Source organism: Caecibacteroides pullorum, assembly GCF_019239235.1.
Classification (GTDB): domain Bacteria; phylum Bacteroidota; class Bacteroidia; order Bacteroidales; family Bacteroidaceae; genus Bacteroides; species Bacteroides pullorum.
In genome coordinates, this window is sequence record NZ_JAAZTS010000010.1 from 64,910 (window position 1) to 85,133 (window position 20,224).

At 54.7% G+C, this 20,224-nt stretch carries 16 protein-coding genes; 10 read left to right on the forward strand and 6 right to left on the reverse strand.

Features of this window, described 5'->3' with window-relative positions; genetic code table 11:
* Position 1: 1 nt before the first annotated feature.
* Positions 2 to 1,072, reverse strand: coding sequence for a M20 family metallo-hydrolase (locus HF894_RS08635; RefSeq protein ID WP_204971676.1), 1,071 nt, complete (start codon positions 1,070 to 1,072; stop codon positions 2 to 4).
* 182 nt (positions 1,073 to 1,254) lie between these two features.
* Between HF894_RS08635 and HF894_RS08640 the strand changes: the two genes are divergently transcribed.
* The 5 genes from HF894_RS08640 to HF894_RS08660 all read left to right on the forward strand — a co-directional run bounded on the left by HF894_RS08640 (position 1,255) and on the right by HF894_RS08660 (position 7,584).
* Complete coding sequence (locus tag HF894_RS08640; RefSeq protein ID WP_436627457.1) at positions 1,255 to 3,036, forward strand: AMP-binding protein; 1,782 nt, start codon at positions 1,255 to 1,257, stop codon at positions 3,034 to 3,036.
* A gap of 41 nt (positions 3,037 to 3,077) precedes the next feature.
* Positions 3,078 to 4,181 carry a hypothetical protein gene (locus tag HF894_RS08645; protein ID WP_204971649.1) on the forward strand — a complete coding sequence of 368 codons (1,104 nt, stop codon included), beginning with the start codon at positions 3,078 to 3,080 and terminating at the stop codon, positions 4,179 to 4,181.
* A 238-nt stretch (positions 4,182 to 4,419) separates the two neighbouring features.
* Positions 4,420 to 5,256, forward strand: a complete 837-nt coding sequence (locus HF894_RS08650) for a DUF6261 family protein (RefSeq protein ID WP_204971650.1) — start codon at positions 4,420 to 4,422, stop codon at positions 5,254 to 5,256.
* A gap of 59 nt (positions 5,257 to 5,315) precedes the next feature.
* Positions 5,316 to 6,347 (forward strand): hypothetical protein, encoded by a 1,032-nt coding sequence (locus HF894_RS08655; RefSeq protein WP_204971651.1) that lies wholly within the window; start codon positions 5,316 to 5,318, stop codon positions 6,345 to 6,347.
* 25 nt (positions 6,348 to 6,372) lie between these two features.
* Positions 6,373 to 7,584, forward strand: a complete 1,212-nt coding sequence (locus HF894_RS08660) for an acyloxyacyl hydrolase (RefSeq protein ID WP_204971652.1) — start codon at positions 6,373 to 6,375, stop codon at positions 7,582 to 7,584.
* Positions 7,585 to 7,671: 87 nt separating this feature from the next.
* Here HF894_RS08660 and HF894_RS08665 read toward each other — a convergent pair whose 3' ends face one another.
* Entirely contained in the window at positions 7,672 to 10,599 is a 2,928-nt protein-coding gene (locus HF894_RS08665; protein WP_204971653.1) for a M16 family metallopeptidase, read from the reverse strand.
* 80 nt (positions 10,600 to 10,679) lie between these two features.
* On the opposite strand from HF894_RS08665, the gene prfB reads away from it, so the two are divergent.
* Entirely contained in the window at positions 10,680 to 11,798 is a 1,119-nt protein-coding gene (gene prfB / locus HF894_RS08670) for a peptide chain release factor 2 (RefSeq protein WP_021848799.1), read from the forward strand.
* Between the two features lie 434 nt (positions 11,799 to 12,232).
* Here prfB and HF894_RS08675 read toward each other — a convergent pair whose 3' ends face one another.
* From HF894_RS08675 to HF894_RS08690, 4 genes are all read right to left on the reverse strand, one after another.
* A complete protein-coding gene (locus HF894_RS08675; protein ID WP_218417850.1) occupies positions 12,233 to 13,042 on the reverse strand; it encodes a hypothetical protein in 810 nt (269 codons plus the stop codon).
* Positions 13,043 to 13,064: 22 nt separating this feature from the next.
* Positions 13,065 to 13,481: a hypothetical protein gene (locus tag HF894_RS08680; protein ID WP_021848796.1), complete on the reverse strand. Its 417-nt coding sequence runs from the start codon at positions 13,479 to 13,481 to the stop codon at positions 13,065 to 13,067.
* A gap of 229 nt (positions 13,482 to 13,710) precedes the next feature.
* Positions 13,711 to 14,511 (reverse strand): basic secretory protein-like protein, encoded by an 801-nt coding sequence (locus HF894_RS08685; RefSeq protein WP_204971655.1) that lies wholly within the window; start codon positions 14,509 to 14,511, stop codon positions 13,711 to 13,713.
* A gap of 15 nt (positions 14,512 to 14,526) precedes the next feature.
* A complete protein-coding gene (locus tag HF894_RS08690) occupies positions 14,527 to 16,842 on the reverse strand; it encodes a GH92 family glycosyl hydrolase (protein WP_204971677.1) in 2,316 nt (771 codons plus the stop codon).
* 388 nt (positions 16,843 to 17,230) lie between these two features.
* Here HF894_RS08690 and HF894_RS08695 point away from each other — a divergent pair, with 388 nt between their 5' ends.
* The 4 genes from HF894_RS08695 (at position 17,231) to HF894_RS08705 (ending at position 20,115) form a co-directional block, all read left to right on the forward strand.
* Entirely contained in the window at positions 17,231 to 18,001 is a 771-nt protein-coding gene (locus tag HF894_RS08695) for a carboxylesterase family protein (protein WP_204971678.1), read from the forward strand.
* Positions 18,002 to 18,147: 146 nt separating this feature from the next.
* Positions 18,148 to 18,282 carry a hypothetical protein gene (locus tag HF894_RS15275; RefSeq protein WP_021848792.1) on the forward strand — a complete coding sequence of 45 codons (135 nt, stop codon included), beginning with the start codon at positions 18,148 to 18,150 and terminating at the stop codon, positions 18,280 to 18,282.
* The gene (locus HF894_RS08700) at positions 18,283 to 18,750 is read left to right on the forward strand and encodes a CYTH domain-containing protein (protein WP_021848791.1); all 468 of its coding nucleotides are present in this window, start codon (positions 18,283 to 18,285) and stop codon (positions 18,748 to 18,750) included.
* A 75-nt stretch (positions 18,751 to 18,825) separates the two neighbouring features.
* Complete coding sequence (locus HF894_RS08705; RefSeq protein WP_204971656.1) at positions 18,826 to 20,115, forward strand: MgtC/SapB family protein; 1,290 nt, start codon at positions 18,826 to 18,828, stop codon at positions 20,113 to 20,115.
* Positions 20,116 to 20,224: the final 109 nt, after the last annotated feature.

A 20,224-nucleotide genomic window follows, 5' to 3' on the forward strand; every position in this document is an offset into this window, starting at 1 on the left:
TTCAGAGCTCCGCCCCGTCCAGCAGTTCCAGATACAGACCGATAGCCTCTTCTATCTCGCGGACAAAGATGAATTCGTCCGCCGTGTGCGAGCGCGAGCTCTTGCCGGGCCCCATCTTCATGGAGGGGAAGGGCATCAGCGCCTGGTCGGACAATGTGGGCGAGCCGAAGGGCGTGCGGCCCAGCGCCACGGCGCGGCGCACCAGCGGATGCTCGGGCGGGACGTGCGACGAGCCCAGACGGAACGAACGGGCCTGCGGCTGACAGTGAATATGCTTCTTGATTTCTTCGAACAGTTCTTCGTTGGTATAGCACTCGTTGCTGCGAATGTCTACGACGAACGTGCAGCGGTCGGGGACGACGTTGTGCTGCGTGCCGGCGCTAACCATCGTCACGCTCATCTTCACAGGACCCAGCAGGGGTGAAACGCGCTCGAACCGATAGTCGCGGAACCAGGCGATGTCTTCCAATACCTTATAGATAGCATTATCGCCCTCGTCGCGGGCGGCGTGGCCGGAACGACCGGTAGCGGTGACATCGAGCACCATCAACCCCTTCTCGGCGATGGCAGGCTGCATTTCCGTAGGCTCACCCACAAGGGCGAAGCTGACAGGCGGCAATTGCGGCAAGACGCTCTCGATGCCTTCGCGGCCGGACACTTCTTCTTCGCACGAAGCCAGATAAATGAGATTGTATTTTTGCGTTGTACGACTCAGCGTGAGGAACGCTTGCAGGAGGCTGACCACGCTGGCACCCGCGTCGTTGCTCCCCAAACCGTAGAGCTTGCCGTTGGGTTCGAGGCGGGGGGTGAAGGGGTCTTTGCGCCAGCCCTGCACGGGCTTCACGGTATCGATGTGAGAATTGAGCAGCAGTGTGGGCCGCTTCAGGTCGAAACCGGGGCCGAGGCACCAGACGTTGTTGCCTTTGCGGCCGGTCTGCATGCCTTGCTGTTCGATGTATTGTTGCAGGCAGTCGGCGGCACGAGCTTCGTCGCGGCTGACGGATGGAATACTGATCAGCGACTTGAGCAGGCCGACGGCCTCGGAGGTCAGAGTGGGAATGTCGTAGGTCATGTCTTCTGTTATTAGTTTTTTTGCGAATGCAAACTTACGGATAAAATCGGATAAACTTGCAGGAACAAAGGAAGGAAATGTTACATTTTTTTGCAATTTATGAATTAGTTTCAGATAAAACTAATACCTTTGCAGCATATTAACCAATTCACTCAGTCATGGCTTATCATCATTTATCTGTCATGATCCATCGTCAGGCAGAGAAGTATGGAGACAAAGTGGCCCTGAAATACAGGGACTATGAAACGGCACAATGGATTCCGGTGACGTGGGAACAATTCTCCCAGCGCATACGCCGTGCCGCCAACGCAATGGTGGCGCTGGGCATCGGCGAGCAGGAGAATGTCGGCATCTTTTCGCAGAACAAGCCCGAATGCCTGTACGTCGACTTTGCGGCGTTCGCCAACCGCGCGGTGACCATTCCGCTGTATGCCACCAGCTCGCCGACGCAGGCACAGTACATCATCAACGACGCGCAGATACGCTTCCTCTTCGTGGGCGAACAGTTCCAATACGACGCTGCCTTCCGCGTCATCGGGCTGTGCCAGTCGCTGCAACGGCTCATTATCTTCGACCGCAACGTGGTGCGCGACGCGCGCGACACGACCTCCCTTTACTTCGACGAGTTCATGCGACTGGGTGAAGGCCTGCCGCACAACGAGGTGGTGGAGGAACGCACGGCGAAGGCGTCGCCCGACGACCTGGCCAACATCCTCTACACGTCCGGCACGACGGGCGAACCGAAGGGGGTGATGCTCCACCACGCAAACTACCTTGAGGCCTTCCGCACGCACCACATCCGCCTGCCGCAGGTGACGGACCAGGACGTGTCGATGTGCTTCCTGCCGCTGACGCACGTCTTCGAGCGCGGCTGGACGTATGTCTGCCTGGAGCGCGGCGTGCAAATCTGCATCAACCTGCATCCGCAGGACATACAGACGACGATCAAAGAGGTGCGCCCCACGGTGATGTGCAGCGTCCCCCGCTTCTGGGAGAAAGTGTACCAGGGCGTACAGGAACGCATCGCCCAGGAGACGGGCATCCGCCGGACGATGCTGCTCGACGCCATCCGCACGGGCCGCGAACACAACCTGCAGTACGTCCGCCTGGGCAAGACGCCGCCCCTGATGCTCCACCTGCGCTACAAGTTCTACGAGAAGACCGTCTACGCCCTGCTGAAGAAGACCATCGGCATCGAGCGCGGCACGTTCTTCCCCACGGCCGGCGCGGCGGTATCGGACGAGGTGTGCGAGTTTGTCCACTCCGTAGGCATCAACATGGTCGTCGGCTACGGCCTGACGGAGTCGACCGCCACCGTGTCGTGCTTCCCCGCCACGGGGTTCGTCATCGGCTCGGTGGGCGAGGTGATGCCCGACCTGGAGGTGAAGATCGGGCCGGACGACGAAATCCTGCTGCGCGGACGGACCATCACGCGCGGCTACTATAAGAAACCCGTTTCGACGGCCGAGGCCATCGACAAGGACGGATGGTTCCACACGGGCGACGCCGGACGCCTGGAGGGCCGCACGCTCTACCTGAAGGAGCGCATCAAGGACCTGTTCAAGACGTCGAACGGCAAGTACATCTCGCCGCAGGCGCTGGAGACGAAGTTCATCGTAGACCGCTACATCGACCAGGTGGCCATCATCGCCGACCAGCGCAAGTTCGTCTCCGCCCTCATCGTGCCCACCTACGACCTGCTGGAGCAGTATGCCCGCACGCAGGGCATCGCCTTCGGCAGCCGCGAGGAGCTGGTGGAGAACGAAGCCGTCCGCACCTTCTACCGCGACCGCATCGACACGCTGCAGCAGCAGTTTGCCCACTACGAGCAGGTGAAGCGCTTCACCCTCCTGCCCCAGCCCTTCAGCATGGAGCGCGGCGAGCTGACCAATACGCTGAAGCTGCGCCGCGCCGTCGTCGCCGAGAACTATCGGGAGGTCATCGACCGGATGTACGAGGAGTAAAAAAGAAACCAAGTCATTCACCATTTAAAAAACATCAGAACATGAAAAACAGCTACTCATTCCTACGACGGACATCCGCCATCGCCACGATCCTCATCGCCACGTTGTTTGCCTTCCTCTCGTGCGAATTCGAAAACGACAAAGAGAAAGAAGGGGAACTCAACAAGCCGGAAGTAGTCGAGCAGGTAATCGGCTGCTGGCACACGAAGTACAGCAACTACGATTTTCATGTAACCCTCTACGAAGACATGAAGGCCCGATTCGTACAATATCTCCACCCGCTCAACCCCGACCAGGACGACTTTATCCTGATGGACGGCATCCTGGAATGGGAAACCCGCGGCGACAAACGGCTTTACCTCTTCGAGACGGGCGACACGGAAAGCTACTGGAGCATGGGCGAAATACGCGACGGGAAGACGCTCGGGCTGACGCTGAACGACCCCAACGGGTTCGTGACATTCTACCGCGACGCGAACTGCTCGAAAGGGCCCACCGAGCATTTCCCCCCGACACCGCCGGGTGGAGGCACCGTCAACCACCCCGACACCGTGATGCAAATCACCGGAACCTGGCGAATCGAAGCAAGCAGCTACCTGCGCGAAATCGTCTTCAAGGACGACATGACCGCCGAGGAAATCAAATACACGAGCAACGACCACGGGCCGGCGATACGCTACACCTGGAAGACCATCGACAACTTCCTCCTCCTCTTCGACGAGAGGGGCAGCGAAGTGGAGGTGGGACAGATGACGGCACCGAACCTCATACGCCTCAACCCGAACGAGGAATACAACGCGTACCGCGAGATGCTGAAAACCTATGAATGGATTCCGAACGGCAATGCCTACAGCCTGGAAGGCACCTGGAAAAGCTACAGCGAGGACAACAGCTACCGCCTCATCGAGCTGGAATGCGACAGGGAAAACAACCCGACCGTGGCCCGACTGACGGAAGCCGACGGCACTGTCCTAGAAGGACACTGGTATGAATACGGGTGGGAGGTGCGCATCTGGTTCGACGAAGAATGGAACCGCGAGACCGACCTGCGCTTCATCCATCACCAAGGAAACCACTACGACGTGACCCTCAGGATCTTCCCCGGCTTCGGCAGCAGCGAAGAATACTATCCGCAGCGGAATTGAGCGGGAAAACGTTCTGAGGGGTCAGAAACCATTTTTTGAAATCGGAAAATGAATTTTGACCCCTCAGAAACCATTTTTTGAAACCGAAAAATGGATTTTGACCCCTCAGAAACCGTTTTCTGAAACCGGAAAATGGATTTTGACCCCTCAGAAACCATTTTCTGAAACCGGAAAGAGGTTTCTGACCCCTCAAACCAAAAATAAACCACATTTTATTAACCTTTAAAAGACTAAGATTATGGGAACTTACACTTTAATCGGGCCAATGTCCATTGGCGCACTGAACAAAGCCGAACGCCTCAACCTCCTCAAACGCTTCATGGCCCTCATGCCCGGCACGACGCAGGGCGGCGGTGGCGACGACGGCGACGGAGAAGGCGGATCGCCCCTGAGCGCAGCCACCGAAGGCGTGCCCGCGCTGAACATCAGCGCCGAGCAGGTGGAACAGATGAACACCCTCATCGACCAGATGAGCGAACTCACCATGCAGGCCACCTCGGCCGCCGAAACGCCCGAAATGCAGCAGCTCGAGGCCGACCGCGACGTCGCCGCCAACTACATCGTACGCCGCATCGCCGACTACGACCGCCTCCCCCTCGCCACCGAACGCGAAGCCGCCCGCCGACTGGAGCCCGTCGTACGTCCCTACGCCGGCATCGCCTCCCTGCCCGTCAGTCAGGAAACCGAAGTCATCCGCGGACTGGCCGCCGACCTGGCCAAGCCCGACCTGGCCGACGACGTCACCACCCTCGGCCTGGCCCCCTACATCGCCGAGATGCAGCGCCTGAACGAGGCCTACGCCCAGCTCGCCGCCCAGCGCGACAAGGAACGCTCCGCCCGCACCGGCACGCCGGACTCCAAAACCCTCGCCGCCCAGGCGCAGGACCTGCTGGACGACATGTGCGCCCTGGCCAACGCCAGCAGCCTGCTCGAGCCCTCGGACGAGGCCACGACCTTCATCCGCGAGGCCAACTACCTCTTCGCCCAGGTGCGCACCGCCTACAAGCAGCGCTCCAAGGGCACGACGACCGCCGACGGCGACGCGGCCGACGACACGCCGGCGCCGGAAGCGTAAACCTCTGTGTGTTGATAGTTTGATTGGACTGTTGGAGATATGGGCGGAAATCCCTTTCTTTGCAGTCCAATCAAACTGCAAACGACATGAAGAAACCCGGCCTGTTCCTCCCCCTCCTCTTCGCCGCCCTCCTCGGCAGCTGCAACCCCGACGTATTCATCGACTCGTGCGCCCCCGCGACGGACCAGCTTCAGGTGCCCGCCGACGGCACGGCCGCCACCCTCCGCTTCGGCAGCGGCAACTGGTACGTGCGCGGCCTCTTCCTGAAAAAACAGGGCCTGTACGAAGAAATCCGGGGCGACATCTACGACGCCGACGGCACCCAGCTCTACTTCGACGTCCCCTTCCACTTCAGCGACCTCGGACGGGCGAAGTACGTTGCCAGCTATCCGCAGTTCTCGCTCACGCTGGAGCGTACGGCCGACCGCGAACTGCGCCTCTCGGACGCCGAAAACATCGGGCTGGAGACGTGCCGCCTCTCCCTCGGCGTGGGCAACGAGTACGAATACCGCGAAGTGGAGCTGCTCCTCGAACCCTCGCCCCGCTACCGGCTGGACAGCATCGTCTATTCGCTGGATTCCTGGTACTTGGAGCAAGACAGTGCGAGAACAGAGCGAATGATGATCTCTCCCACCAATCTTACGGACAATCCCTGGAAATATCCGCTTCATCCTTATGACAGCTTCCGCCGAAGTTTCACCTTCAGAGGCGGCGACGAGTGGAGCCCCGGCATCGACCCGTCGCAGCTCCAGATGTTCGGCACCGAGATGCCCGTCGTCCCCGTGCCCCGTCTGGGCAAATACGACCGGCCCGCGCTGCTGGGCGACGAGCTCCCGCTCTCGGGCGAAACGTATGAATTCCCCTTGTCCGACGAATGGCTGGCCGTGACAGACACCGTCGTCGTCCCGCCCGGCAAGGCAGTGGAGTGCGCCGTGAAGTGCTGGTTCCATTATACGGGCATCCCCTACAAGATTTATGCCAGCTGCCCGCAGACGGGCCGCCGCCGTGTGCTCGAAGGCCGCGCCGACCTCTACGACCCGCAAGGCTATTCGCTGACAACCACCGTGCGCGACGTGAACATCCAACAGTAACCCCTTTTCCTCCGACTCCCCGACCATGAAACAGACTTTGCTCTCCAGTTTGCTGGCAGCCCTCCTGCTGCTGCCCGCGACAGGCGCCGCTCTCCACGCACAGACGGCTGCCGACACCCTCCGCCACCGCCCGACGCACGGCATCGGCATCGACCTCCGCCCCGGCTACGTCTTCCCCACCGCCGGCTTCTTCCGGGGCGACAACGCCGCCCAAAGCCCCATCAACACAACCTTGGGCGTCCACCTGAAATACGCCTTCCGCTTCTCGCCCCAGTCGCGCCTGGGCCGCCTCTATCCGTCGGCCTATCAGGGCATCGGCATGGCCTGGAACACGTTCTTCAACGCCGACGAGGTGGGCACGCCCTCGGCCATCTACGTCTTCCAGGGCGCACGCATCGCGCGGCTCGCTCCCCGCCTGACGCTGGACTACGAATGGAACTTCGGCGCCTCCTTCGGCTGGCAGAAGTATGCCCCCGACGCCAACTTCTACAACAACGTGGTCGGCTCACGCATCAACGCCTACATCAACGCCGGCCTCTTCCTGAACTGGCAGCTGGCGCCGCAGTGGAGCCTGACGGCGGGCATCGACCTGACACACTACTCCAACGGCAACTCGAACTATCCCAACGCGGGCGTCAACACCGTCGGCGCCCGTATCGGCGTGATGCGCACCTTCGGCGGCTCGCCGGCCGAGGCTTCCGCCTCCACTATTCATACCGACGAACCCTCTTCGCTGGCCGCGCGCATCAGCTACGACGTCGTCCTCTACGGCTCCACCCGCAAGCGGGGTCTCTTTCTGGACAGCGGCGCCGAGCTCATCCCCGGCTCGTTTGCCGTGGCGGGCCTCAACTTCAACCCCATGTACTGCGTCAACAAATACTTCCGCGCCGGCCTCTCGCTCGACGCCCAGTACGACGAAAGTGCCAACCTGAAGGCGCATCATGTCGAAGGCACCAGCGGCGACGGGCTGAAGTTCTACCGCCCGCCCTTCCGCGAGCAGTTTGCCGCCGGCCTCTCCCTCCGCGCCGAGCTGAACATGCCCATCTTCTCGGTAAACGTCGGCATCGGGCGCAACCTCATCCAGCAGGGCGAGGACACGCGCGGCTTCTACCAGATTCTGGCGCTGAAGGCGTTCGTCACGCGCCGCCTCTTCCTCCACGTGGGCTACCAGCTCCACGACTTCAAGGACCCCAACAACCTGATGCTCGGCCTGGGCTGGCGCTTCGGAAAGTTCTGATTGGCGGTGAGCGTCGGGCATAAAAAAAGCGGTTAGCCGTCAGTCGCTATACTGACCGCTAACCGCTTACTGCCAATCACTCAAATTTTAGTATCCGAAGATATCTTCCGTCGTCAGTTCGATGACCGGACCGATTTTCTTCAGCGCTTCCATATCGAGTTCTTTCTTGTCACCCAAGATGCCGTAACTGTACGTGCGTCCCTTGATCCACTTCTGCTGGAAGTCGATGACATCCTGCAACGTCATGCCCTGCACGTCGTTGAAGAGCTTGATGCGGCTGTCTACCGTCTGGCCCAGATCCTGTGCGTTGATGTAGCTCCAGATAACGCTCATCTTCGTGATGCGGTCGGTGCGCAGGCGGGCTATCATGCCTTCCTTGGCCAGCTTGAAGGCTGTTTCAGACTGCGGCATGTTGTTGATGATGTCGTTGAACGTGTTGATGGCGTCAAGCATCTTGTCGTTCTGCGACGAAATCTGCGAGATGAAGTAGTAGTCCTCGTCGGCATACCCCGGCTCGTTCAGTCCGGCCCAGGCCGAGTAGGCCAGTCCGCGGCTCTCGCGCATCTCCTGGAAGACGATGGAGTTCATGCCTCCGCCGAAGTATTCGTTGTAGAGCTGGCGGGCAGGCTCGATGGCTGCGTCAAACTTCTCGCCGCGGTTGGATATCTGCGACATATAGATGTTCTTGGCTTCGTAGGGAGCCAAGTAAATCTTCGTCTCGGGCGTGGCCTGCTGCTTGAAGTCCTCACCGGCAGGTACGTCCTTCAGCGTGTCGGGCGTGCGGTGCTCCTTGTCGAGCAGGGCTACAAGTTCCTTGTCGCTGCTCGGACCGTAGTACAGGATGCGGTGCTTGTAGCTGTTCAGGCTGTGGATGCGGTCCACCAGTTCCTGCGGATTCATACTCTTCAGTTCGGCTTCGCTCAGCAAATTTGTTGCAGGGTTCTTCGGGCCGTAGTTCACGTAGCTGATGAGGCGACCGAAGTTGGTGCCCTGGCTCAGCTTGGCGTCCTTGCGTGCCTTCAGCAGGTCATTGGTCAAGTTGGTATAGGCTTCAGCGTTCACCTGTGCATCGGCCAGCAGCTTCTCGAACAAAGCCATGGCGGCGGGCAAGTTCTCGTTAAGACCGGAGAGGGTAACGTATGTGCGGCGGCTACCCGGCGATACGTAGAACGAGCAGGCCATGCGATAGAATTCGCTCTTCACCTGTTCGGGCGTCATGTCCGACGTGCCCAGATATTCCAGATACTGGGCGGCGGTACCCAGCGCCTTGTCCTGATTGTTACCCATATCGAAGAGGTAAATCAGCTGGAACAGGTCGTTGGAAGTGTTCTCTTTGTAGAGCACGGGCACACCCTTGCCGGTGGTCAGCTGCGTCAGGTCCTTGCTGTAATCCAGGAAGACAGGCTCGATAGGTGTCACGTTCTTGGCCTCGGCCTGCAGTTCCTTCAAGAAGGCGCTAGCTGTGTCGCGGTTCATCACGATAGGTGTGATTTCGGGCTTGGCAATCTTCATTTCGTTGGGATCCTTACCCTGACGTTTGTAGATAATGGCGTAGTTGTCGTCCTTCAGATACTTGTTGGCGAAGTCCACGATATCCTGTTTCGTCAGCTTGGCCATGCGGTCCAGTGCGGTCACTTCGTCGGCCCAGTTGCTGCCGTTGATGAACGACTGTACAAACCAGTCGGCACGGGCACCGTTGCTTTCCAGCTGGTGCAGCTGGTAGAGCTTGAAGTTGTTGATGTTGGCTTCCAGCAGGCTCTCGTCGAAGTCGCCGTCGCGCAGTTTCTTCAGTTCACCCAGCAACAGATCTTTCACCTCGTCCAATGTTTGTCCGGCTTTAGGACGTCCGGCCATCATGAAGGCACTGTAGTCGCTCATGGCCATCGGATAGCAATAGGCGCTCAGCGTCTTCTGCTGTTGCATCAGATCAAGGTCAATGAGACCGGCCTGACCGTTATACAGGATTTGTGACAGAATCTGCAACGTTTCCAGCTCTTTGCTGGCCGCACCGGGGAAGCGCCAAGCCAGCGTCACGTTTTCAGCCTCAGGACCCAACACTTCACGTACCACGGGAGCCGTGATGTCGCTTTCCTTAGGCAGGTTAAGCTTTGGCAGGTTGGGATTAGGCTGCATGTCGCCGAAATATTTGTCGATAGTGGCAATCATCTGGTCGGGATCAAAGTCACCGCTGAGACAGATGGCCATGTTGTTGGGCACATACCACGTCTTATAGTAGTTCTTGATGTTGGTGATGGAGGGGTTCTTCAGGTCCTCCTGCGTACCCAGCACGGTCTGCGTACCATAGGGATGATGAGGAAAGAGGGCGGCCAGTGTCTGCTCATACACCTTACGGGCATCACGGGTCAGCGACATATTCTTTTCCTCGTACACTGTCTCCAGCTCAGTGTGGAAGCCACGGATGACACAGTTCTTGAAGCGGTCCGCCTGAATCTTGGCCCAGTTCTCCACCTCGTTGCTGGGGATATCTTCAGTGTAGCAAGTCACATCGAAGCTGGTGTAGGCATTGGTACCGTTGGCACCGATGGCGGCCATCAGCTTGTCATATTCATTGGGGATGGCATACTTCGAAGCTTCGTACGACAGGCTGTCGATCGTATGATAGATAGCTTTACGCTCAGCCTCGTCGGTAGTCTTGCGGTAAATTTCAAAGGTCTGTTCGATCTGGTCGAGCAAAGGCTTCTCTATTTCATAATTCATCGTGCCGAAATGATTGGTTCCCTTGAACATCAGGTGTTCGAAGTAGTGGGCCAGACCAGTAGTTTCGGCAGGGTCGTTCTTACCACCTACGCGCACAGCGATGTACGTCTGGATACGCGGTTCGTCCTTGTTGACAGTCATGTACACTTTCAGGCCGTTGTCCAGCGTGTAGATGCGCGCCTGGAGCGGGTCGTTGGGAACAGTCTCGTAGCTGTACTTCGATTGCGTACAGCTGCTCAGGCCCAAGGCTGCCAAACAAAGCAGCGGCAGGCCGATTTTCTTGAGTAATGTGTTCATAAATAGACTTATTAGAATGATAACTGCAAAGTTATTCGTTTTTTTCATACCTTTGCATTCCGAAACAAAGTATTTTCATTATGATAACCGCTGAACAACTGAAAGATATCAAAGACCGTACCGAGGCGTTGAACCGCTACCTGGACATCGAAGGCAAGAAAATTCAGGTGGAGGAAGAACAGCTTCGCACACAGGCCCCCGGCTTTTGGGACGACCAGAAGGCCGCCGAAGCACAGATGAGGAAAGTGAAAGGACTCCAGCAGTGGATTTCCGGCTACAACGAAGTGAAAACCCTTTCGGACGAACTGCAACTGGCATTCGACTTCTACAAGGACGAGCTGGTGACTGAAGAGGAAGTGGACGAGGCCTATACCAAAGCAGCCGAAGCTGTCGAAGCTCTCGAACTGAAGAATATGCTGCGCGAGGAAGCCGACCAAATGGACTGTGTGCTTAAAATCAACTCCGGTGCAGGTGGTACAGAAAGCCAAGACTGGGCCAGCATGCTGATGCGCATGTACCTGCGCTATGCTGAAACCCACGGCTACAAGGCTACCATTGCCAACCTGCAGGAAGGCGACGAGGCAGGCATCAAGACTTGTACCATCGAAATCAGCGGCGACTATGCCTATGGTTACCTGAAGGGTGAGAACGGTGTGCACCGCCTGGTGCGCGTGTCGCCCTATAACGCCCAAGGCAAGCGTATGACATCATTCGCCTCCGTATTCGTCACTCCGCTGGTGGACGATACCATCGAAGTGAACATCGAGCCGGCCCGCATCTCTTGGGATACCTTCCGAAGCGGCGGCGCAGGTGGCCAGAACGTGAACAAGGTGGAGTCCGGCGTCCGTCTGCGCTACCAGTACAAGGATCCCTATACGGGCGAGGAAGAAGAAATCTTGATTGAGAACACCGAGACGCGCGACCAGCCCAAGAACCGCGAGAATGCCCTCCGCCTCCTCCGCTCCATGCTCTACGATAAGGAGATGAAGCACCGCATGGCTGAGCAGGCCAAGATTGAGGCGGGCAAGAAGAAGATTGAGTGGGGCTCGCAGATCCGCAGTTACGTCTTCGACGACCGCCGCGTGAAAGACCACCGCACCAACTACCAGACCAGCGACGTGAACGGTGTGATGGACGGCAAGATAGACGGTTTCGTCAAGGCCTACCTGATGGAGTTCGCAGGAGCGGGCGAGGCTTAATGTAGAAATACTGCCCTACTGGGAAAATAAAATTCTCCAGTCAGAGAATAATTTTTCCCTAACTGGAGAAAAATACGGGACATTTAGACTCTCGACTTTATATCAAAAAGCACTTCTTGAAAGAACGGAGCGAAAAGGCTGCCAACTTATCAAGAAGTGCTTTTTCTATGATGTGATTTCACAGTAATTCTTTGTTGTTGAGCAGATTATTGTGAAACCAATAGAGTTGTGTGAAACATCTGCTTTCACACCAAGAAACAGACTATCAGCCTTTTGCCTACGCGTGAAAGCGTGAAAGCTATTTTCGGGAAAGACATTTCCATGAAGATGTTTTCCAAGTTTATAAACATCTACTTTAGCGACGTAACTATCTACTTGAGAAACGTAACTACCCACTTTGTCAGCATAATGATGTAAACCTACCAATGTATGTATTAAGGTCTCTGAATGACCTGTTGCGTAAACACCTCCACGCCGGGATAGGACGTCGGAATCTGTCCGGTCACGTCTTCCAGTAGGGCTACAGTGGGGAGTACATCTGCTTTTGTAACAGTCTTCTTGTCGCTATAAGGTACAAATACCAGCGTGTGTTCTTTCTCTTCCAGTTGGAAACGATAATTCCAAAGATTCTCTTCGTTTCGGTCGGAGTTGACAATGAAGGTTCCCTTCACCATTTCTTCCTCCTTATCCATCTTCGTGGGATAGAAGCAAAGCGTGCCGCTGTATGAGTCTTGGGGATTGTCGAATATCATCCGATAGCCTCCGCCGGCCTGCTTTACGGGGACGGTGGCCAGGGCTTCTTCACGGAGTTTCTCCAGCTGTTCCTCCGTCAGTTGCTCTCCTCCCGTGATGAGGACATCCATGTAGCCGACGGTCAGCGTCTGCTTGCTTTGATAGACTACCACTTTCAGGACGATGGACGCACCCGTGCCGTCGGTCACGGTGACATGTGCCTCGCCCCAGTCCTGCGGATAAAGTACGAAGGCGTTAGGATACTTCATGTCAATTTTCAGTACGGCGGCATTGTCGCATTGTGCGGTGTAGTTGCCGTCGCCGCCCAAGATGGTAACGGCGCCTGCACTTCCGTCCTCTTCGCTCCGGGGGAAACATACATCTACGGTGTTGTCTTCATCAACCGACTGGTCGAAGCGAAGCGGATTACTCTCTTCGTCGTTACATCCTGTCAGAATAACAGTACAGAGAAATACGAAAAGCATTCCGAGTTGTTTCTGAATTCGTCTCATAGTTTTTTCTGTATTTAGTCTATTATTGTCCGCGGAAAGTTACAAAAGTACCGTCTAACAGGCAGGAGAAGACATCAAGTTTGATATAAACATGGTCCATGTAAATGGTTCCGCCTCCCGGATAACTCAAGGCAATGGAATTCTGCAAATTGTTGGCCCATCGCCAATAGAAGCTGTAAGTTTCTTCCCATACCTCTCCATAATAGTTATATAACAACGATTCGTCGCCCATACCACCGGGATAGAAAATTATCTGATGGTTGACGAACGTTCCGTCTTCCAGCGAATAGTTGGCTTCCCACAGATGATCGCATAGCTCCCAGGTTGTGGCTCCGGTTCCTCCGTCATAGTCACTTTCGCCGATGGAGCAACTGCCTCCCACCGTCAAAAGAACGAAAAAACAGAATAAACTAAACAGATATCGTTTGCATTCTTTCATGTTGTTCGGTTTATCAGGGGTTCAAAATTACAAAATAGAGCTAAAAACTCCAACAGTTCAGTATAATTCTCAACCTATGTTGAGGATTTACAACCGACTGTCAAAAAAGGAATGAGATTCCAAAGCACAAACCTTGTACAAGTCTTTTCTTCATGGTATAGTTATCGAAAATGAATTCTATTCATATCTCATGAACGGTCTGCACTCCTCCTTGTTTTTTTATCTCTTTTTAAGGCTGTATATCGCCGACTGCTATCTGATATTCACGCCACAACTGATCTATGTTGCAGTCTTGCCCCAGGATGTGCTTCACTGCTCCGTCGAACGACCAGGGAACGACCTCCAGCGCGCTCCGGTTGAACTTGCGCAGAAATTCGGCGTCTTTGTGGTCGCGTAGCCAGACGAGGAAGTAACCGGTCGTACGGTATCCGTCCATGTAGCTGCCACCTTTCGGGCGCGCACTGGGGCCTTCGAAGCCTCCGTTGGCTATCCGCACAGCGTCTGCCATACCCTCGATAAAGGCGCGGAACGTCGGGCTGTCTCCGTAGCTGCCCACTCCCTGCGGCTCCAGCTGGTAGGCGTGTGTCAGTTCGTGGAGCAGTACGCCGCGGGTTTCGAACAGCACCTTGGCCGTGTCGTCCTGACCAAACGATTGCTCGATATGACGGGTACTGTAGAAGATGCTGACGTAACCGTTTCCGCCGCTCTTGGCCGAAACGCCTTCGATGTCTTCCAGCGTATAGTGTATCTGGTAGACACGGGGAATGCTGTCTTTGGGAGACGTGTAGAGGGTGGCCAGCACGGTGCGGGCCTGTTCCTTGATGTAGCTTTCGGACCGGGGGATGATGTGGCGGTAGATATCCGACCCGGCGGTTTCGGGCGCCTTGTCCTCGAACAGGACACTTCCTACGTTGTAACGGTCCCATACGGTGATTGTCTGGTCCGGCTGTGGATTGTCACTGGTGGTGCAGGCTGCTGCGTTGGTAAGCAGGCAGGCTACGCATACGAATAAAAACATTAGATTCTTCATAGGTCTGAATTGGTATTATTGAGTTAATGAATAAGGTTTGTCTTGGACGGAGAGTCCGCGGCGCTTGTTGGGCGAGGACGACATGCTGAACTCGAAGACACCGCCTTTCATCAGGTCTTCGTGGGTGATGTACATCTTGTCATAAACGGTACCGTTGATTTTCAGCGAACGTACGTAGCGCTTCTTGTCGCTCACTCCGGGCGCTTTGATTTCCAGCGTCTTCCCGTTGGGCAACTTCAGCTTCAGGTATGGCAGGTAGGGGGCTCCCAGCACGTATTGGTCGGTACCGGGGCATACGGGGTAGAAGCCCATGACGGAGAATATGTACCAGGCCGACATCTGCCCGCAGTCGTCGTTGCCTCCCAGTCCGTCGGTTGCATTGCGGTACATCTTGTTCAGGATTTCGCGTAGCCAGTATTGGGTCTTCCACGGTTGCGAGGTCCATGCGTAGAGGTAGGGGATGTGGTGACTGGGTTCGTTTCCATGCACATATCCGCCTACGAGACATGCCTCCGTGATGTCCTCGTTCTGTTCGTAGAACTGCTTGGGCAGGTGCATCGTGAACAGCTTGTCCAGCTTGTCGATGAACGCCTTTTCGCCACCCATCAGCGGGATGAGGCCCGCCACGTCGTGGGGTACGTGGAAGGAGAAGTTCCAGGAATTGCCTTCGATGAAGCCTTCCCCGTGGGTCTGCAGTACATCGAAGTCAGGTTTGAACGAGCCGTCCTTCAGCTTGGGACGTGCAAAGCCGATGCTGGGGTCGAAGAGGTTGCGGTAGTTGAGGGCGCGCTCGCGATAAGTGCGGGCTACCTCCTCGTTGCCGGCTTTCAGAGCCGTCTGGTAGATGGTCCAGTCGTCGTAGGCATACTCCAGCGTCGTGGAGGCTGCGGTGGCACTTTGCTCGAGGGGCACGTAGTCCAGCTTTATGTAGGCTTCCAGCCCTTCGTAGTAGGGTACCGTCGAGGTGCTGACCATGGCAGCCAGGGCTTCGTCGGCAGGGGGATAGTTACCTTTGGCAATGGCGTCTGCCAGTACGGACACGGCGTGGTAACCGCTCATGCACCAGTTCTCGTTCCCCATCAGGCTCCATATGGGAAGTATGCCGTGTACGCTCTGCTGCTCGTGCCGGATCATGGAGGTCACCATGTCGGCATTCCGGGCCGGCTGGATGAGGTTCAGCAGCGGGTGTTCCGCCCGGTACGTGTCCCACAGGGAGAAGATGGTATAGTTGGTGAATCCCTGGGCCTGGTGGATGTTGTGGTCCAGACCGCGGTAGGAACCGTCTACATCCATGTAGACCGAAGGATTGATCATCGTGTGGTAGAGCGAGGTATAGAACATGGCTTTCTGGTCGGGGGTGCCTTCTATCTCGAAGATGCCCAGGTGTCGGTTCCACTCCTCTCCGGCTTCCGCGGCCAGCTGCCCGAAGCTCTTCTGTGCAGCTTCGGCCTGCAGGTTCTTGAGGGCTCCTGCCGTACTGGTGGCCGAGAGAGCTACCTTGACAACCAGTTCCGACTGACGGTCGGTGTCGAAGTTGAAATAGGCCACCACCTTGCGGCCGCCCATTTCGGGGAAGTTCCTGTTTACGTCAAAGCGTCTCCAGAAACCGTTGTACAGCGTCTTCTCCTTTTCCTGGTAACCATAATCACGGATGGGCTGCGAGAAGGAGATGGCAAAGTACGTGTAGTTGGTGCGTGCCCATCCGTTGGTGATACGGTAGCCGGTCAGCAGGGTGTCGTTCTCCACGCGGAGGTTGCTCCACAACACTTTGCCGTCGTAGTTGTAGATGCCGTGCACCAGGTCCAGAATCAAATGGCCCTTTTCTCCTTCGGGGAACGTATATTTATGGATGCCGACCCGTTGCGTGGCGGTGAGCTGCGTCCGGATGCCGTAATCGTCCAGCATGACTTCGTAGTAGCCCGGCGCCGCTTTCTCGGTGGCGTGGCTGAAACGCGAGCGGTAGCCCTCGTCGGGGTGGTCAGCACGGCCGGGGTTCAGCTTCAGTGGGCCGGTGGCCGGCATCAGCAGCAGGTCGCCCAGGTCCGAGTGGCCTGTTCCGCTGAGGTGGGTATGGCTGAAACCCACGATGGTGGGGTCCTGGTAACGGTATCCGGCACAATAGGCATACGTGCCCTTCTGATACACTCCGCCTACGTTGTGGGGGATGGTGTCTGTATCGGGACTGAGCTGTACCCAGCCGAAGGGAGTACAGGCTCCGGGAAAGACGTGCCCCATCCCGTTGGTCCCTATCAGGGGATTGACATAATCTGTCGGCTGCTGGGCCGCGACGGGCAGAATAACTGTCAGAAGGACAATCAGTGCAGCACCCATTTTAATATAGACATTACTTAATTGACGGAACGTACAGTTTTTTATGATAAACCTGTACCAGGTGGTTAAAAATAATTGATTCATATTCAGGGTATTAGTTGAAGAATTCTATTTATAAAGACAAAAATAGGATTTTGACGACAATTCAGCAAGTTTTAAATACCGTTTATCGTTCATCCTGTCCATTACCCCCAATATTCTGTTCGTACAAGCGATTAAGTTCATCAGACGAACAAAGGCATACCCGACAGGGAGTAATAAATTGATTGAACGTTTTCATGATTATCACAGGTAAAGTTTAGTTCGGCTAAGATAGTTCCTTTTGTTCGAAAACTCTTGTTATGCGGAGAATTATTTCTATTTTTACGGAAAAAATCAGGTTATGACTATGAAACGCATGATAAACTTTCTCTGCCTGTTGTTGGTATGGGCAGCCGCTTCCTCGCAGGAGGCCTTTTTACGTAAAGATTATGTTTCCGATCGTGGAGACACGTTACGCTATCGTTTGCTGGAGCCGGAAACTTTGGAGCCCAATGCAAAATATCCGCTGGTTCTGTTTCTGCACGGAGCTGGTGAACGGGGTACAGACAATGAAAAACAACTGAAACACGGAGCACAAATGTGGCTTAATCCCGTGAACCGCGAACAATATCCCGCTTTCGTTCTGATGCCTCAATGTCCGCCAGACGACTATTGGGCTTATATCGGACGTCCAGCTTCGCTACAACCATCGGATATGCCTGTGGATGTACCTCTGTCTCCGCTGCTTCGCACACTAGAAGAACTGCTCGATACCTGGTTGGCAAAGCCTGAAATAGACAAAAGCCGCATCTACATCATGGGACTCTCAATGGGAGGAATGGGCACGTATGATTTGGCGATTCGTCACCCCGACCTATTTGCCGCCGCCATTCCTATTTGCGGTACGGTCAATCCTGCCCGTTTCACTCCGGCACTGAAGCAAGTAAAATTCCGCATCTTCCACGGCGACGCTGATAACGTGGTGCCTGTAGAAGGTTCGCGCGCCGCCTATCGGGCATTAAAGGAACTAGGGGTTGACGTGAAGTACACAGAATTCCCCGGATGTATGCATGAAAGCTGGAATCCTGCTTTCAACCTTCCTGACTTCATGAGCTGGCTGTTCGAACAAAAAAAGTAAGATAGAAAACAGATATTTGCCGGCAAACGAACTGGAGGCATAATAACAAAGAAAATGAGTTCTTGAAAAAATATCCCGTTTCGCTTGCATTCTTCCCAAATTCTCTCTTACTTTGTTCAACGTTGAACTTTAAATGAAACAGTATTATGGGAAAGAAAGAAAAGAAAGTGATGCACACCCGCAAGGAAGAACAACAAGGTAAAAAGGTAATGATCGGTCTGGGAGTAGCAGCAGTAATTTTAGCAATCCTGATGTTTGTTGCCTTCACTTATCTGGCATAAATGGGACAGGAAATAGAACGCAAATTCCTGGTTGAAGGAGAATACAAATCGCAAGCCTATGCCCATAGCCGCATTGTGCAAGGTTATATCTGTAGCACAAGGGGGCGAACTGTACGTGTCAGAATCCGTGGAACCAAAGGTTACCTCACCATCAAAGGTGCATCGGATGCCACAGGCTTGAGCCGATACGAATGGGAGAAAGAAATACCTCTCGATGAGGCACAGGAACTGATGAAGCTCTGTGAACCGGGAGTCATAGACAAGACGCGCTACCTGGTACAGAGCGGAAAACATGTCTTTGAAGTGGACGAGTTCTACGGTGACAACGAAGGACTGGTTATCGCAGAAGTAGAACTTGCCTCAGAAGATGAAACTTTTGAAAAGCCGGATTTTATCGGACAAGAGGTGACCGGTGACATACGTTACTATAATTCACAACTGATGAAACACCCCTATACACAGTGGTAGTGGCGGAAAGGGCCTGCATACATTATATATTTATAATTCCCCTGACAAGAATACCGCAGGGACAGAGGGCCGTTTATGGAAAAATTGTATCAATACTTGCCTGAGGAATTGGTTACTTTCGTCTTGGTAACCCTTTTTTCCTTGCTCATCGGGCTTTCACAACGAAGAATCAGCCTGAAGCGTGAGGGTGAGACTACACTTTTCGGAACCGACCGTACGTTCACCTTCATCGGTATTCTGGGCTACCTGCTCTACATTCTTGATCCTACAGACTATCGGCTGTTCATGGGAGGAGGTGCAATATTAGGGTTACTATTGACTCTAAACTATTATGTAAAACAGACACGTTACCATGTGTTTGGCGTGACAACTATTGTCATAGCCTTGATTACCTACTGCCTGGCTCCTATCGTAGCAACCCAACCTTCCTGGTTTTATGTAATGGTAGTCGTAACAGTATTGCTGTTCACCGAACTAAAGCATACTTTCACCGAACTGGCCCAACGCATGAAAAACGATGAAATGACCACTTTGGCCAAGTTTCTAGCCATCAGTGGTATCATCCTCCCCATGCTCCCCAAAGAAAACCTGATACCAGGCATCGACCTGGCACCTTACAGCATCTGGCTGGCAACAGTTGTCGTTTCGGGCATCTCCTACCTTTCTTATCTGCTGCGACGGTATGTGTTCCATCAGTCAGGCTTGCTGGTTTCCGGTATCATAGGCGGACTATACAGCAGTACGGCCACCATTTCCGTACTGGCACGTAAAAGCCGTACGGCTACCGCAGAAGAGGCGCCTGAATATGTAGCTTCCATGTTAATGGCTGTGAGTATGATGTTTTTACGCTTCCTGATACTGATCGGTATCTTCAGCCGTGAAACATTAGCCTGTATCTACCCTTATCTACTGATTATGGCACTGGTCACAGCTGGTGTAGCCTGGTATATACACTCCAAATTGCCAGCTTCTGTAATGGGTAAAGTAGAAGAAGAAGACAGTAGCAATCCACTGGAGTTTAAAGTTGCACTAATCTTCGCAGTATTATTCGTCGTATTCACAATAGCCACTCATTATACCTTGATTTATGCCGGAACGGAAGGATTGAACCTACTTTCTTTCATCTCCGGATTCAGTGACATAACCCCTTTTATCCTCAACTTACTGCAAGGTACAGGTGGAGTTGCCACCATCGTTATCACAGCTTGCAGTATGCAAGCCATCATCAGTAATATCATCGTAAATATGTGTTACGGTTGGGCTTTCGCCGGACGAAAAAGTGCTCTCCGCCCTTGGATCTTACGAGGATTCGGGACTGTAATTACCATAAATCTGTTCCTACTCCTGTTCTTCTATCTGGTGTAACCAACAGCCACCACAGATAACGGAAACGGTGAAGTCATCCACTATTGACCTTTTTTAACTCCGAAGATATCGTAATTGCGATAAAAGCAGCTATTTTTGCTGTCCGCAT

Bases quoted from the DNA above. Each gene is read 5' to 3' on its own strand.
- HF894_RS08635 (WP_204971676.1), bottom strand. From the start codon at position 1,072: ATGACCTACGACATTCCCACTCTGACCTCCGAGGCCGTCGGCCTGCTC.
- HF894_RS08640 (WP_436627457.1), top strand. From the start codon at position 1,255: ATGATCCATCGTCAGGCAGAGAAGTATGGAGACAAAGTGGCCCTGAAA.
- HF894_RS08645 (WP_204971649.1), top strand. From the start codon at position 3,078: ATGAAAAACAGCTACTCATTCCTACGACGGACATCCGCCATCGCCACG.
- HF894_RS08650 (WP_204971650.1), top strand. From the start codon at position 4,420: ATGGGAACTTACACTTTAATCGGGCCAATGTCCATTGGCGCACTGAAC.
- HF894_RS08660 (WP_204971652.1), top strand. From the start codon at position 6,373: ATGAAACAGACTTTGCTCTCCAGTTTGCTGGCAGCCCTCCTGCTGCTG.
- HF894_RS08665 (WP_204971653.1), bottom strand. From the start codon at position 10,599: ATGAACACATTACTCAAGAAAATCGGCCTGCCGCTGCTTTGTTTGGCA.
- prfB (WP_021848799.1), top strand. From the start codon at position 10,680: ATGATAACCGCTGAACAACTGAAAGATATCAAAGACCGTACCGAGGCG.
- HF894_RS08675 (WP_218417850.1), bottom strand. From the start codon at position 13,042: ATGAGACGAATTCAGAAACAACTCGGAATGCTTTTCGTATTTCTCTGT.
- HF894_RS08680 (WP_021848796.1), bottom strand. From the start codon at position 13,481: ATGAAAGAATGCAAACGATATCTGTTTAGTTTATTCTGTTTTTTCGTT.
- HF894_RS08685 (WP_204971655.1), bottom strand. From the start codon at position 14,511: ATGAAGAATCTAATGTTTTTATTCGTATGCGTAGCCTGCCTGCTTACC.
- HF894_RS08690 (WP_204971677.1), bottom strand. From the start codon at position 16,842: ATGGGTGCTGCACTGATTGTCCTTCTGACAGTTATTCTGCCCGTCGCG.
- HF894_RS08695 (WP_204971678.1), top strand. From the start codon at position 17,231: ATGAAACGCATGATAAACTTTCTCTGCCTGTTGTTGGTATGGGCAGCC.
- HF894_RS15275 (WP_021848792.1), top strand. From the start codon at position 18,148: ATGGGAAAGAAAGAAAAGAAAGTGATGCACACCCGCAAGGAAGAACAA.
- HF894_RS08700 (WP_021848791.1), top strand. From the start codon at position 18,283: ATGGGACAGGAAATAGAACGCAAATTCCTGGTTGAAGGAGAATACAAA.
- HF894_RS08705 (WP_204971656.1), top strand. From the start codon at position 18,826: ATGGAAAAATTGTATCAATACTTGCCTGAGGAATTGGTTACTTTCGTC.